This window comes from Clostridium sp. AF27-2AA (assembly GCF_003478505.1).
Classification (GTDB): domain Bacteria; phylum Bacillota; class Clostridia; order Lachnospirales; family Lachnospiraceae; genus Brotaphodocola.
In genome coordinates this window covers 66,008-80,503 of sequence record NZ_QUFI01000005.1, presented here as the reverse complement: position 1 = coordinate 80,503, position 14,496 = coordinate 66,008, and the positions used below count along the sequence as shown (strand labels likewise).

Sequence of the window (14,496 nt, the reverse complement as noted above, 5' to 3'; positions counted from 1 at the left end):
CTCCTCCATTATTTTTCTTCTGTAGTTCCGTTCTGTGCACAGGCTCCATTGCAAAAATGGCAGGCGCACAGATGACCTCCTCCGATGTCCCTAAGCTCCGGCTTCTGTGTGGAACAGATTTCCTGAGCCATGAAACAGCGGGTATGGAAGATACATCCGGACGGTGGATTTGCCGGGCTCGGCAGATCACCCTGGAGAATGATCTTCTTTCTCTTGGAATGGCGCTCCGGTACCGGAATTGCGGACAGCAGGGCCTGGGTGTACGGATGGGACGGGTTCGCAAACAGCTCTTTCTTGTCCGCCAGCTCTACCACATGTCCCAGATACATAACCATGACACGGTCTGAAATATGCTTGATAACGCTTAAGTTGTGGGAAATGAAGATATATGCCATTCCCATGGATTCCTGCAGCTGGCGCAGCAGATTCAGTACCTGAGACTGGATGGAAACATCCAGTGCGGATACCGGCTCATCGCAGACTACCAGAGACGGGTTAAGCACGATCGCGCGGGCAATACCGATTCTCTGACGCTGTCCGCCGGAGAACTCGTGAGGATAGCGGTTGTAGTATTTGGTGTTCAGTCCTACGACCTCCATCACCTTTAACACCTGTGCCCGGGTCTCCTCCTGGGTCTTATAGCGTTTCTGAATATTTAACGGCTCGGCAATGATCTCGCCGATGGTCATTCTCGGATTTAAGGATGCGTACGGATCCTGGAAAATGATCTGCATATCTGCGCGCATTTTCCGCAGCTCCTGGCCGCTTGCCTTGGTGAAATCCTTTCCCTTATAGAAGATCTCGCCGGAGGTCGGCTCGATCAGACGAAGCACAGAGCGGCCCATGGTAGATTTACCGCAGCCAGACTCACCAACCACACCCAGGGTTTCTTTCGGATTCAGGGTAAAGGATACATCGTCCACCGCCTTGATCCATGACTTATCTTTCTGGAAGAAGGAAGATTTTCCCGCGAACAGTTTCCGCAGGTTCCGGACCTCCAGAAGCGGGGTCTTTTCATTTACTTCACTCATCAGATGTTCTCCTCCCACTCCTTCGTATATTTAAAGCAGCGCACTTTGCGGCCCTCGGCTTCGACTAACTCCGGCATCTTCTGACGGCAGATCTCGCGGGCCTGCGGACATCTCGGGCAGAACGCGCAGCCTGCCGGCATATCATCAAAGCTTGGCACCATGCCCTTGATAACGCTCAGCTCTTTGGTGTCGTCATCATCCAGCTTCGGAATGCACTTCATCAGTCCGTCCGTATACGGATGCATCGGCTTGTCAAAGATCTGGTCGCAGCTTGCGTGCTCAACGACCTTGCCTGCGTACATAACCATAACATCATCCGCAACCTCTGCGATGACACCCAGGTCGTGGGTAATCATCATAACGGAGGTTCCGGTCTTTTCTTTTAACTCATTGATGAGGTCCAGGATCTGCGCCTGAATGGTTACGTCCAGCGCAGTAGTCGGCTCATCACAGATCAGCATAGCCGGATTACAGCAGAGTGCCATGGCAATCATGACACGCTGACGCATACCGCCGGAAAGCTGATGCGGGTACTCGTCGAAGCGGCGCTCCGCAAGCGGGATCTTAACCAGCTTTAACATCTCGATGGCGCGGGCTTTTGCTTCCTGCTTGGTCATTTTCTCATGAAGGAGCAGGGCCTCGATCAGCTGCTGTCCGATGGTATAAACCGGATTCAAGGATGTCATCGGCTCCTGGAAGATCATGGCAATCTTCTTGCCGCGGATGTCGCGCATCTGAGCCTCCGTCATCTTTAAGAGGTCTTCCCCCTCAAACAGGATCTCACCGCCCTCGATCTTACCGGGACGCTCTACCAGACCCATGATCGATAAGGAAGTGATACTTTTTCCGCAGCCGGACTCACCTACAATGCCGAGGGTCTTACCCTTTTCCACATTGAAGGAAACATCGTTAACCGCTTTCACAAGTCCGGCCTCAGTATGAAAGTAGGTTTTTAAATTTTTTACCTGTAAAATATTCTCTGCCATCTCTCATACCTCCTAACTTCTCAGCTTCGGATCCAGTGCATCTCGTAAACCGTCACCGAAGATATTGAATGCGATAACTGTGATCATGATAGCCACACCAGGCATGATGCTGTATACCGGGCGGTAGCTGATAAAGGTCTGTGCCGCACTGATCATATTGCCCCATGACGGAGTCGGCGGCTGGATACCGATGCCCAAAAAGCTTAAGGATGCCTCGTACATGATTGCGTTCGGGATACCAAGGGTAACCAGGACGATAATGGTGGACAGGCAGTTCGGAACCAGTTCCTTCATGATGATCCAGTAGGTAGATGCTCCGCAGGCGCGGGCTGCCTCTACGTATTCTTTTTCTTTTAACTGCATGACAGAACCGCGGATCATACGCGCGGTGCGAACCCAGGTCAGAAGGCCCAGGGCGATAAACAGGTTCAGGACACCCTTACCCATGAAGGTCATGATCGCCATGGCGAAGATCAGATCCGGGAATGCCTGGAAGATCTCCATGACACGGGAAATCAGGCTGTCGATCCAGCCGCCGTAGTAACCGGCCAGGGAACCTAAGGTTACGCCTACGATAGAAGCGATGATCTGTGCCACGATACCGATACTGATGGATACTCTGGAACCGTAGATGATACGAGATAAGATGTCACGGCCGAATTCATCGGTTCCGAACGGATGTGCCTTGCACGGTCCGCCAAGCACAGCGCTGTAATCCTGATAGGTCGGATCATACGGTGCGAGGAGCGGAGCGAAGATTGCCATCAGTGCCAGCAGGATCAGTATACATGCGCAGAACATTGCCATTTTGTTCTTCTTTAAACGGCGCAGGCTATCTCCGTAGAAGCTGGAATACTGCATGCCGTTTTCCATAACATCCTGCTCAAACTGTTTCTGTTTATTAAAAAATCCAAGTAATTTCTTAGCCATCTCTTATGCTGCTCCTTTCCCGTAGCGGATTCGCGGATCCAGAAATGCATAGGAAACATCAACGATCAGGTTTACGACAACGAATACAAATGCGATGTACATAACGGTGCCCTCCAGAAGCGGGAGGTCACGGTTGGACATGGCATCTACTGCCAGCTTACCGATTCCCGGAATGGAGAATACCTTTTCGATCAGCATGGATCCTGTCAGCATGTAACCAAAATCGGTACCTACGAGAGTTACGATCGGGATCATGGCATTTTTCAGGGCGTGCTTCAAGATAACGGCCCAGCGCATGGCGCCCTTTGCCTTCGCGGTACGGATGTAATCCTGTCCCAGTACTTCCAGCATACTGGTTCTGGTGATTCGCGCAATATTTCCTGCGTAACGCGCACCCAGCGCAAGACTCGGAAGTATGTAAGATGCCGGCGTATCGAATCCTGAGATCGGCAGAACGTTCAGCTTTAAGCCGAAAAGGATCTGCAGAATGATCGCTACCCAGAATGCCGGTGCAGATACACCGACGATAGAGAGTACCATAACCACGGTATCGATGCCTTTTCCTCTCTTGACTGCTGCAAAGATTCCGCACGGAATACCAATGACAGAGGCGAAGATAAAGGACATGCATGCCAGCTTTACGGTTACCTTAAAGCAGCGGAACAGCGCATCGGTAACAACCTCCTTGGTGAAATAGGAGGTACCGAAATCCAGATGGATGGCGCCTTTTATAAAATTCAGATACTGTACATAGTATGGCAGATCCAGACCGAGCTCCTTACGCACTTTGGCGATAGTCTCCGGATCTGCACGTTTCTCTAACATCAGGGCAACCGGGTCACCCGGTACTACCTGAAGCAGAACAAACGTGATCAAGCTGATGCCCAGAAGAACAAAGATCGTCTGGAGCAAACGTTTTCCTGTGTATGAAAGCATTTTATTTTCTCCTACATGCGAACAGAGGAACTGCCAAAATGCGCAGCCCCCCTGTTTCTCTAAACATTTTTAATTGTTGCCGCAATAATTACTGAATATCAGCATTCTTCCAGAACATACGGAAGGTCGCATCCATCTCAAATCCGGTGATACGCGGATTTAACAGATAGAACTTGGTCTCATTGTAGAGAGGAGTGGTTGCCCAGTCTTCTCTGGTCATGATGTGCTCTGCTTTTTTGTAGATTTCCTGACGCTCTGCCTCATCGGTGGTTGCGATACCCTCATCCATGAGTTTATCGAACTCGGCATTGTGCCAGAAGCTGGAGTTGGTGTCGGTCTTGGTCATCGGGTACAGCATGCTCTCCGGATCAGAGTAATCTACATACCAGTTGGAGATACCGCAGTCAACGCCGCCGTTCTTCTTCATATCGGACCATGCCGCAGAGTCAACCTGCTCAACCTCTACATTGATGCCTGCTGCCTTTGCCTGTTGCTGGAATGCGGTTGCGATTGCTACGTTGCCCTGATATTTGGTGTTTACGGTTACACGAAGGTCAATGCCATTCGGATATCCTGCCTCTGCAAGAAGGGATTTTGCCTGCTCCGGATCGTACTCGAACTCCGGAAGGCTGTCATCATGACCGATGATACCAGCCGGAATGTAAGAGGTCGGAACGGTTGCAGTGCCGTGAAGGATGCTATCGCAGATAGCCTTACGGTCGATGGAAAGCGCAATGGCCTCTCTTACCTTCGGATCGTCATAGGTCTTGCTGTTTACAGTCAGGCTGTAGCAGCCAGTCGGCTGGAAGCCATGCATCTGATCTTTCAGATCCGGGTTGCTGGAGTATACCGGGTAGATGGACGGATCAACATCTACATAGTCTACATTGCCCTTCTGATACTCAAGGACCTGGGTGTTAACATCCTCGATGAACTTGTAGTCCAGACCGGACAGTGCCACTGCGCCGCCATGGTAATCATCGAAACGGGAAAGGGTTGCGCCGACACCGGTCTGGTAGCTGTCAAGCTTGAATGCACCGGTACCGATCAGGGTGGTCATACCCCAGTTGTTGCCAGCTGCCTCACATGCCTCCTGCGGATAGATTGCGCAGTATGCGGTAGACAGAACGGAAAGGAACGGTGCGTACGGTTTCTTTAACTGAATGGTGAAGTGGGTATCGTCCTGAACCTCGACACCGGACAGCTCATCTGCGGTACCTGCGCTCATCTCGTCGTAACCAACCACGTTCTCAAGCAGGGTTGCCATCTTTGCCATTTTGATCAGACGCTCGTAAGAATACTTAACATCGGAAGCCTTCAGAGTCGTTCCATCATGGAATTTTACATCCGGAAGCAGCTCGAAGCTGTAGGTCATGTTGTCGTCGGAAATGGTCGGCATAGCTGCCAGAAGAGTCGGAACCAGTCCATCGGATGTGGTAGTCAGCAAGGACTCAGTAATGTTATCGGTAATTTTCATTACGATGCTGTAGGTGAACTGCTGCGGATCCAGTGCTACCTGCGGATCTACTGCTGCGACACGTACAACCTTGTCGCCGTTCTCAGTGGTTGCTGCTGCGGAAGTGCTGTCGCCAGCTGCTGCAGAAGTCTCTGCTGCGGAAGTGCTTGTAGAATTTCCAGAACCGCCGCATGCAGTAAGGGATGCTGCAATCACACAGCTCAGGACAATTCCTGCCAGTGTCTTTCTCATGTTTGTTTCCTTCTTTCCTCGTTTTCGCTTTATGCTTCTTTTGTGATACCGAATTCTATGATGCGTTTCAGATTTCCCAGCCGAAACCGCTGTCCGGACACCGTGACACACAAAAAGGGAGGTATACCGAGACCAATCTTTCTCCTAATACGTCCCTGCTTCTTTGCAATATCCGGTTTGACAATTTTTTGTATCATCTGCCACATTAATTCAGTAAAATCTTAAAGCTATGGTCATTATAACGATGTATATATGTAAATGCAAGAGGGAATTTTAATTTCCACTCATTTCTTATATGTTTTCCGTGTGATGCGGTCGTTTTCTCTTTTTGTCCGCGTGTCACGGTCATTCTTCCATCGTTGATAGACAGTTTGTCAGGATCACTTTGGGTCATGGCAGAAAAAAGAATCCGAAATAGTCCGGATTCTTTTCTCTGTACAGCTTATTCTTCGTCATCTTCCTCTGCCACAATGGCACCGATGGTGCCTAACATACTGGTTACCACTGCTACAACAACAAACAATACCAGCAGCAGAATACAGCCAAGAAAAATCATAATATCCATTTGCAAACGCCTCCCGTTCTTTATTTTACCTTCCTGCACAATGCTTTTGAAATAACCTGCCCACACTCATAATTATCCCAAGTATAACACAGGTCATACCGCAAGTAAAGAGGACCGTTTAATCGTCTGCTGCGTCTGAGCAGCACGGTTTTGCAGTCTCCGGTTCCCGGTCATAGGTATCCAGAAAATGATGGCGCACGCCACCCTGCTTGTAGGCTACGACCGTATCGAGATTGACATTCTCCACGCTTTTAAAGATATTGCTCTCTACAAATGGATTCTTCGCTTTTAAGGTTCGGATCAGTTCCTTGACTTCCACACGCTTGGACAGGTTTTCCTCATTATTGCAGGTGGTGCAGGTGTCGGTGAACTTGCAGGCACACTGGATGAAGTGCAGGTTGTTGTAATCTCTCCATGCCTTGATGTCGTCCTCGCGCACCAGATACAGCGGACGGATCAGCTCCATTCCTTCGAAGTTGGTGCTGTGGAGCTTCGGCATCATGGTCTGGACCTGGGCACCGTAGAGCATGCCCATGAGGATGGTCTCGATCACATCATCATAATGATGGCCCAGGGCGATTTTGTTGCAGCCCAGCTGCTTCGCGAAGGTGTAGAGATGACCGCGGCGCATGCGGGCACAGAGGTAGCACGGAGATTTCTCGATGGTATAGACCGCATCAAAAATGTCGGACTCAAAAATCTGAATCGGGATTTTTAACTTCCGGGCGTTCTCCTCGATGACCTGACGGTTCTCCGGGCTGTAGCCCGGGTCCATAACCAGGAACTTCACCTCGAACGGGAATTTGTTATGCTTCTTTATCTCCTGAAACAGCTTTGCCATCAGCATGGAATCTTTGCCGCCGGAGATGCAGACGGCAATGCGGTCGCCTTCCTTCACCAGCTCATACTGGTTGATGGCTTTCGCGAATTTGCTGAAAATGTTCTTGTGGAATTTCTTGCGCAGGCTCTTTTCCACGGAATCGCAGATTTCGTCTGCCTCCTGCTTTTTGATCTCGGCCATGAGCCAGGCAATGTAGCCGCCCTTTAAGCTGACTGCGTCGTAGCCCTGCTCGCAGAGATTCTCTGCCACATCGCGGCTCACGCGGCCGCGGCTGCAGCAGATGATGATCTTTTTGCCTTTCTCTTCCGGCGGATTTTCTTCCAGTTCTTCCGCGGAACTGGCAATGGCTCCCTTGATGGCACCATGATTGATCTCATCCGTGCTCCGGATATCATAGAGCACATAAGTGTCCGGGGAAAGGGCGTCAAATTCTTCTATGGTTAATTCATTCATATGATTCACTCCTGTAGCGTGTCAAATCCTGTCCATGCCGCATCTTCCCGCGTTCCATGGACAAAATGTTTTCCGTTTCCTGCTTCTGCATCGAAAAAACAGACGGCCACATCTGCAGCCGTCTGTTTTCCTTGCTGCGCACATCCATCATACAGGAAACACGCGCAAAACTCAATATATTATTCTATTTTCCAGACTTCCGAGGTCACCCACTCACTCTTGTTGTGGCTGCTCTGGCGCACGGTGCGGACGCGGAACTGATACTCACCCGGTTCGGTCATCTGGGATGAAAAATCATAGTGATTCTTGTATACCGAACGCATGATGCCGGTATCAATGCCGTTTCTGACCAGCTGAATCTGATAATAACGGGCGGATTCCTCCGTGTTCCAGGATGCCGTGCCCGGATGAGCGCTGTCCCAGCCAAACCCGGCAGAGGAAGAGGCCGCGTTCTGCGCCAGGGAAATGGCGGAACGGTTATCAAGCTTTGACTTCTTATCATAGATCAGCTTTACCCGCAGCGTCAGCATCGCGTTTTTTTCCGAGCGCTTTGCGCTGACAAACTGAACCTTGTCGTAGCGGTTCTTTGATGAAGCTGCCAGATTTAAGCGGAACGCATCGGAAGAAGATCTGGCAAAATACCACTGATCCTCATCTGCCACCACCAGGGTCACCTCAATCTCCGGCGGATTGCTGTCGCTGAAATCATCAGAATCCTCGTTTACAACATCTGTGTCACTGATATAGTAGCGGTCCGTATTCGCCCCCTCCGCAGTGACGGAAAGGGAGCTGCCCTCTACACCAATACCCAGGTTGGAATCAAACACAAGATCCATTTTCCCAACCTTGCGCTTATCCGATGCCGCATAGCTGGTGCAGACCGCTCCAACGGATAAGATGAGAGCGGCCAGGCTTACCAGAAGCCGTTTCGTTGTCTGTTTCATCACTGTTCTGTGTCTCCTTCCTGTTTTCGCTCATAGAGATGGCAGATCAGATCCACACAGGTGTCCAGCCCAAGCTCGGCACTGTTTAAGGTCACATCGTAGCTGGCCCCGGCACCCCAGCGCTTTCCGGTATAGCACTCGTAGTAATTCCGGCGGCTCTTGTCATTCTTTTTGATCAGCGTGATGGCCTCATCCCGGGTAATTTTCCGTGTCTCCATAAGGCGTCTGATCCGGTCATTCATGTCCGCGTAGATGAATACAGAGGTCACCCCGGACTGCTCCCGCAGCACATAGTCAGCGCAGCGGCCAATGATGACGCAGGATTCCTTCTCTGCCAGCTGCCGGATAACCTCCGACTGTACATTAAATACCATATCGTTGATGGCAATGCCCCGTCCGGTCTTGTCGTTCTGCATCTGACGCGGAACGGAATAGAGAAATGGATTTGGCCGTTTTTCTTCGGCTGCCGCCAGAACATCCTGATCCAGCTCTCCGTAATTGCAGGCCAGCTCAATGAGCTGTTTATCATAGCACCTAATGCCAAGACGTTTCGCCACCTCCATACCAATCTCACTGCCGCCGCTTCCAATCTGACGTCCTATGGTTATGATCCGGTTTCCTTTCATATTCTCCAAAACCCCCTTTTATCTGTTCTTGAAGATTTCCACAAATGCTTTCCACATTTTCACAAGCACGTTCCAGATCCGGCGCAGCGGGCTCTGGCCTGCTGCCTCACTCTCTGCATCCAGAAGTTCATCATCGTCATCCAGACTGATTTCTGCGGTTCGCAGAATGATCTGTACGGATTCCGGCTCCTGGTTCTCATCGGATGTGAAGGATACCTTCTCCGCATTCGGATCCATGTTCAGGAACCGGGTGTCGCCGTCTAAGTCATCCCACTCTTTATCGATGGCTTCCTTCATGGTCACGCCCGCGTGACGGATGGAAGCGGTGCTGTCCAGCACGCTCAAGCTCTTATCCAGAAGCTCCAGCGTACCGCGGATGCTGTCGCGGGTGGCAGCGTCCAGATTGTCACTGCTGCTCTTTAAGGTGTTCTGCACGATGGCTGCCGTGCTCAGGCTCGTGTTCAGTGCCTCGGTGATCCGATTCATCAGTTCCTCGGAATCATCCAGTGTTGCCTGCAGATCCGGGTAGTAGCTGTCCATGGAATCGTACAGAGCCGCGGTGTCCTCGGTAAGCATCTCCAGGCTGTCGGTCAGCTCGGAGGTGTATTTGGCGGTATCAGCCACATCATCTAAGAGGCTGGAAAGGCCGGATGCCAGTTTGTTGCTGGAGGATGCCAGAACTTCCAGATACTGCTTTCTCACGAGCAGATTTTGTGCCAGTTCTCCCGCACTCATCATCACACCGCTGGCCGCGCTCACCGCTGTGGAGGTTCCTGCCCCCGACGCGTAGGTGGCAATTCCTGTATCATCGCTTTCTGCGTCATCCGGGGTCGCCTGTATATCATTCTCCAGCGGAACCTCATCCATGCCCCAGTCTTCACCCAGATAATAATCATCCTCCAGATCATGAGTACTGGTCAGTAATGTCGGCAGCGCAGTAACATAGGCCTGTTCACTGGCCTGCAGTCTCGCATCCAGTTCAATGATCTTCTGCATCAGCTCATTCAGCTGCGGAACCGCGCCTGCCATATCCTCTGATCCACTCTTGATTCCCTTTAACGCGCTGTGCAGCTTATTCAGCGGATCCTGCATTTCCCGCACGGTGTCCACAATATCACCCAGGCTATCATGAGCCGTGTCTGCTGCCTCTTTCGCAGTCTCGATATGCGGGATCATGGCCTCTAACTGGTCCGATACCGCACTTAAGGTCTCAATGGCGCGGTCATTGCCCGCCAGAATGCTGTCCTTTGCGCCGCTCCAGGTCTGTCTTGCGCTCTCTGCGGAATTCATGCCATTCTGCAGAGAATTGATGCCGTCCTGCATCGCCTCAACAGACAGCGCCATCTGCTGCATACTGTCGTGCATCTGGTCACCGCTTTCCTTCCAGGTATCCTTTGCATCCTTTAAATCAGTTATATGCTCCAGGTCACTGCCGGTCAGCGGAGTCATGGTCATGAATACACCGCTGGTCTCAAAGCTGTCCGTGCCAATGCGGACGGTGAAGTCGCCATCCTCGCCCGGAAGTGCCGTGAACACAACCGCGCTGTTGCTGCCGATGGTCTGCTTCTGCGCGCCATCCGCCTCGAGGCTGTAGCAGTCATTGGTGTCCAGCATCACCGCTACGGCCAGAACGAAGTTGTTCTTATAATATTCATTTACCTCTGCGCTGTCGTTAAACTTCGCGTCAATGTGAATCTCTATGAGTCCGGAAGCGCCTGCCAGCTCGTCTGCGTTTTTCGGCACACCGTTCAGCTTGTAGGACACATCGAAATTCCACGGAAGCGCTACCTTCTTCGCGTCCAGCTCCCCTTTATAATAGAAGCGTCCTTTGTAATCCGGTGATACATTCCAGGTTACCTTATTTCCCTCAATGACCGGCTCGGTGTAGTCGGACATGTTAGTCACGGCTGTATAATCACCGTAATCCGTGATGGTGGTCTGCCCATTCAGATCACAGCCCTTCACCACATTGACCCGGTCTACGTTTCCATAGTAATCCAGGTTTACATACATATTTTCATCTACGGCCACAGATGCCTGACCCGCAAGCACCGGCAAAACCATGCCGGTACATGCCATGACTGCCGCCAGTCCCATGACACCCAGTCTCTGATATCTTTTCTTCATGACATTCTCCTCCTGCTGCCCTTATTTCTCTTTCCTGTGTTCTTCCAGCTTCGTCCGGATCTGCTCTGCCCGCTCATGGAACTGCTGCCTTCTGGTCACATAGCGCTCTCGGATTCTTCTTCTGGAGCCTTTCCATTTTTTCTCAATGACCAGTCCGTCAGTCAGCACCAGAAGTGCCGGAAGCAGAGTCAGTACCAGGACCAGACTCAGGAAGCCTCCTCGTCCGATCAGATGGCCCAGATCTCCAATGGCCGCCGTCGTAGAAATCAGATATACAATATATCCTGCCAGGGTGATAATGCCGCCGGATGTAAAAACAGAGGAACAGGACCGGGTCACCGCCTCAATGCAGGCCTCCTTCTTCGGAAGTGTTGCACGCTTCGCGATATAATTGTTGGTAAGCAGGATCGAGTAGTCTACCGTCGCACCCATCTGGATACTGCTGACAATAATGTAGCCCATGTAGATCATATCCACGCCCTGCACATACGGAACTGCCATGTTGATGAAGATGGCAACTTCAATCGGGATCATAACCACGATCGGGATCAGAACTGACTTAAAGCTGAAAGCTACAACCAGGAATACACCCAGCAGCGTCAGCAGATTTACCCGCGCGTTATCGTCCGTAATTGTTTCCTTTATATCCTGGGTAGACGGAGTCTCTCCAACCACGTACGAATGCTCCGGATAATATTTCTTCATGAGATCCCGGATCTGGTCCGTATATTCGAAGGATTTGTCACTCTCACCCTTGGTCCTTATGTATAAGAGCATCCGTGCCGTGTCCTTCGTATGGAGCTGGCTGACAGTAGACTCCGGAAGAAAATCTTCCGGAATGCCCTCCGGCAGCGTATTAGCCATAGAGGTGACATTCTTTACATATGGAAGATCTTCCAGCTCGTCGGACAGCTTCTTTTCTGCCACCGGATCGTTGTTCGGATAAATCAGAAGCATCATATTGCTCCGGCCAAACTTCTGGGTAATTTCCTGATCATCCGCATAAACCTGAGTTCCCGGAGCACCGCCCACGGCGCTGTTTCCGTACTGGAAGTTGTTCATCTGCTGAGCCACATAGGCCGGCGGAGTAATGATGATCACGGCCGCCAAAACCAGGTAGCGGATGCGGTACACGCCCCTGCCCAGTCTGGTAAAGTCCGGGAAGAAGGAACGGTGTTTCGTCTTATCATTCCATTTGGTAAATTTCAGGATCATGGCCGGCATGAACAGTACCACGGTCAGAAGGCTGAAGATGATACCCTTTGCCAGAACCAGGCCCATATCGAAACCGATGTTGAATTTCATGGTAACCAGGGCCAGGAAACCAACTACGGTGGTCAGGCTGCTGGCGAAAATGGAGTTGATGGCCTCTTCAACCGCCTTGACGATTGCTTCCTCCTCGGAAAGTCCGGTATCTCGCCAGTTCATGTAGGCATCCAGCAGGAAAATGGAATAGTCCATGGATGTTGCCAGCTGCAGGATAATGGCTACGTTATCCGTCAGGAAGGAGATGGTTCCAATGAATATGTTGGTTCCCTTATTTAAGAGCACCGCCACACCCATAACCAGCAAAAACAGAATTGGCTCCGTCCATGCCGTTGTAGCCAGGCAAAGTACCACAAAAATCATGATGACCGCAACCACCAGGATCTTGTTCATCTCCTCGTGCGTAGTCTGGATCAGGGATTTGTTCTGTACCGCCATACCAACGTAGCAGCCTTTGTCGCCGGTGATGGCTTTCATCTCATCAATGGCCGTTTCCGTCTTCGGAGAATCGGATTCTTCCTCAAAGGTGATGTCCATGACCGCGCAGCGGTCTTTATAGTAGTCTTTGATTTCATCCATATTGATGAAATCTTCTCCGGCATAGACATTAACCGTGGTATCACACCAGAGGACCTGGTCCACACCGTCAATGGCCTGGATTTTATCTTTGTATTGCTTTGCTTCGTACAGGCTTACATCCTTTAACATCAACCGGGCTGTTCCCGGATATCCAAACTCCTTCTTCATCACATCCAGTCCCATGCTGGACTGGGCCGTGGAAGGAACATATTTGGTCAGGTCATAGTTTACATTAACAAACAGCATTGCTACCGCGCAGAAAATGCAGCCCGCAATGAATACCGATTCGATCCAGGCACGTTTTTCAATGATGAATCGTGCCAGGCGGATGGTAAATCCAGTATCTTCCGTTCCCGTCTGCTTCTTCTCCGCTCCCTTTTTATGGGGCAGATGCGCTTTTAATTTCTCTTTCAGGGATTTTTTGTCTTCCATAGTCTCTGCTCCTCTTTCCCTTTTTTATTTCATACTGTTCGCATGATCTGCAAACAGAAATCCGTTTTCTGACTCTACCGCATCAGGATTACCATAAAATACTGTTCTCCGTCCTTCTCTGCGTGGGCCATACCGACGCGCCGGTAATAATCCAGGGAATCTTTTCGTTTTCCGTTGGAATCATATTTGTCCTGGGTCTTGCCGATAAGCTTGTCAAAGGCGTCATCCACATCCTCCCTGCCCCGCAGGTAAAGTTCCCGGCAGCTGGAATTCTTTCGGTAGGAAATCTTTCCCAGGTAATCCTTTAAGGTTCCCTCTCCCGGAATTGCGTCACCGCTGTAGCCATTTGCCAGCGCTGCTTCCAGACGGTGAGCTGCTGCCTGGTTCAGTTTTTCATCCATGATAAATCCGGCATAGCGGTCGTACTGCCGCTTTTCATCATTACCGTACTCCTCTTCCCGGTCCGGATACTCGTCAAAATACAGATCCCGCTTCTCATCATTTAGCTGATCGAATAAGAACTGTGTTTCCTCATCATAACAGAACACCGGATAAGCACCGCCGCCGGTATTCGGTACCCATTGGGCGGTCTTTAAAGAGCCGTTCCAGTTAAATTTATAAAGGGCATTGTCAAACTGGAGATCCTGCCGGTTCCTGCTGCCATCTGGCAGGAGATAATACCAGTCGTCCCCCTCCTTTACCCAGTTTGCCCGGGCCGTTTCTGTTTCTTCTGAATCGATTACTGTTGTCGTTCCATATACAGACGCCGGCTTTGTCTCTGCCACAGCACCGCTTCCTGCCTCAATGGTAGAAGCAGCCGCCAGCACCGGCACCGGGTAAGACAGCAGCATGAGTCCTGCCGCCAAAAATGTGACACATATGGGAGTCGTTAAGAACCCCTTGTTTTTGTGCAATTTATCTCGATAATCCATAGAAACCTCCAGAATTCCTCTTCATTTTCTTGCATTATTATCTATGTATATGTTAAAATACACAAGTATCAGTTTTATTTGGAATGTTCATAATGAGACACTTATTTTAGATTTGTCCAGTTTTATACATTGTGAACCTG

At 50.6% G+C, this 14,496-nt stretch carries 12 protein-coding genes; all 12 read right to left on the bottom strand.

What is annotated here, in order from left to right; genetic code table 11:
- Positions 1–8: 8 nt before the first annotated feature.
- Entirely contained in the window at positions 9–1,031 is a 1,023-nt protein-coding gene (locus DWY84_RS04545; RefSeq protein ID WP_118531235.1) for a dipeptide ABC transporter ATP-binding protein, read from the bottom strand.
- Complete coding sequence (locus DWY84_RS04540; RefSeq protein ID WP_118531233.1) at positions 1,031–2,017, bottom strand: ABC transporter ATP-binding protein; 987 nt, start codon at positions 2,015–2,017, stop codon at positions 1,031–1,033. Before DWY84_RS04540 ends, DWY84_RS04545 begins: the two co-directional genes overlap by 1 nt.
- A 12-nt stretch (positions 2,018–2,029) precedes the next feature.
- Entirely contained in the window at positions 2,030–2,947 is a 918-nt protein-coding gene (locus tag DWY84_RS04535; protein WP_118531231.1) for an ABC transporter permease, read from the bottom strand.
- A 3-nt stretch (positions 2,948–2,950) separates the two neighbouring features.
- Entirely contained in the window at positions 2,951–3,883 is a 933-nt protein-coding gene (locus DWY84_RS04530) for an ABC transporter permease (RefSeq protein WP_118531229.1), read from the bottom strand.
- An 88-nt stretch (positions 3,884–3,971) separates the two neighbouring features.
- Positions 3,972–5,591, bottom strand: coding sequence for an ABC transporter substrate-binding protein (locus DWY84_RS04525; protein WP_118531227.1), 1,620 nt, complete (start codon positions 5,589–5,591; stop codon positions 3,972–3,974).
- A gap of 442 nt (positions 5,592–6,033) precedes the next feature.
- Complete coding sequence (locus DWY84_RS17950) at positions 6,034–6,156, bottom strand: hypothetical protein (protein WP_279220306.1); 123 nt, start codon at positions 6,154–6,156, stop codon at positions 6,034–6,036.
- Positions 6,157–6,274: 118 nt separating this feature from the next.
- Positions 6,275–7,450 carry an ATP-binding protein gene (locus DWY84_RS04520; protein ID WP_118531225.1) on the bottom strand — a complete coding sequence of 392 codons (1,176 nt, stop codon included), beginning with the start codon at positions 7,448–7,450 and terminating at the stop codon, positions 6,275–6,277.
- 179 nt (positions 7,451–7,629) lie between these two features.
- On the bottom strand, positions 7,630–8,397 hold the full coding sequence (locus DWY84_RS04510) for a hypothetical protein (RefSeq protein WP_147354274.1): 768 nt from the start codon (positions 8,395–8,397) through the stop codon (positions 7,630–7,632).
- Positions 8,394–9,020: a cytidylate kinase-like family protein gene (locus DWY84_RS04505; protein ID WP_118531219.1), complete on the bottom strand. Its 627-nt coding sequence runs from the start codon at positions 9,018–9,020 to the stop codon at positions 8,394–8,396. The genes DWY84_RS04510 and DWY84_RS04505 overlap by 4 nt, the downstream gene beginning before the upstream one ends.
- 18 nt (positions 9,021–9,038) lie before the next feature.
- Entirely contained in the window at positions 9,039–11,147 is a 2,109-nt protein-coding gene (locus DWY84_RS04500; RefSeq protein ID WP_118531218.1) for a hypothetical protein, read from the bottom strand.
- Between the two features lie 21 nt (positions 11,148–11,168).
- Positions 11,169–13,424 (bottom strand): MMPL family transporter, encoded by a 2,256-nt coding sequence (locus DWY84_RS04495; RefSeq protein ID WP_118531217.1) that lies wholly within the window; start codon positions 13,422–13,424, stop codon positions 11,169–11,171.
- 74 nt (positions 13,425–13,498) lie between these two features.
- Positions 13,499–14,275 (bottom strand): hypothetical protein, encoded by a 777-nt coding sequence (locus DWY84_RS04490; RefSeq protein WP_118531215.1) that lies wholly within the window; start codon positions 14,273–14,275, stop codon positions 13,499–13,501.
- Positions 14,276–14,496: the final 221 nt, after the last annotated feature.

Bases quoted from the DNA above. Each gene is read 5' to 3' on its own strand.
- DWY84_RS04545 (WP_118531235.1), bottom strand. From the start codon at position 1,031: ATGAGTGAAGTAAATGAAAAGACCCCGCTTCTGGAGGTCCGGAACCTG.
- DWY84_RS04540 (WP_118531233.1), bottom strand. From the start codon at position 2,017: ATGGCAGAGAATATTTTACAGGTAAAAAATTTAAAAACCTACTTTCAT.
- DWY84_RS04535 (WP_118531231.1), bottom strand. From the start codon at position 2,947: ATGGCTAAGAAATTACTTGGATTTTTTAATAAACAGAAACAGTTTGAG.
- DWY84_RS04530 (WP_118531229.1), bottom strand. From the start codon at position 3,883: ATGCTTTCATACACAGGAAAACGTTTGCTCCAGACGATCTTTGTTCTT.
- DWY84_RS04525 (WP_118531227.1), bottom strand. From the start codon at position 5,591: ATGAGAAAGACACTGGCAGGAATTGTCCTGAGCTGTGTGATTGCAGCA.
- DWY84_RS17950 (WP_279220306.1), bottom strand. From the start codon at position 6,156: ATGGATATTATGATTTTTCTTGGCTGTATTCTGCTGCTGGTATTGTTT.
- DWY84_RS04520 (WP_118531225.1), bottom strand. From the start codon at position 7,450: ATGAATGAATTAACCATAGAAGAATTTGACGCCCTTTCCCCGGACACT.
- DWY84_RS04505 (WP_118531219.1), bottom strand. From the start codon at position 9,020: ATGAAAGGAAACCGGATCATAACCATAGGACGTCAGATTGGAAGCGGC.
- DWY84_RS04500 (WP_118531218.1), bottom strand. From the start codon at position 11,147: ATGAAGAAAAGATATCAGAGACTGGGTGTCATGGGACTGGCGGCAGTC.
- DWY84_RS04495 (WP_118531217.1), bottom strand. From the start codon at position 13,424: ATGGAAGACAAAAAATCCCTGAAAGAGAAATTAAAAGCGCATCTGCCC.
- DWY84_RS04490 (WP_118531215.1), bottom strand. From the start codon at position 14,275: ATGCTGCTGTCTTACCCGGTGCCGGTGCTGGCGGCTGCTTCTACCATT.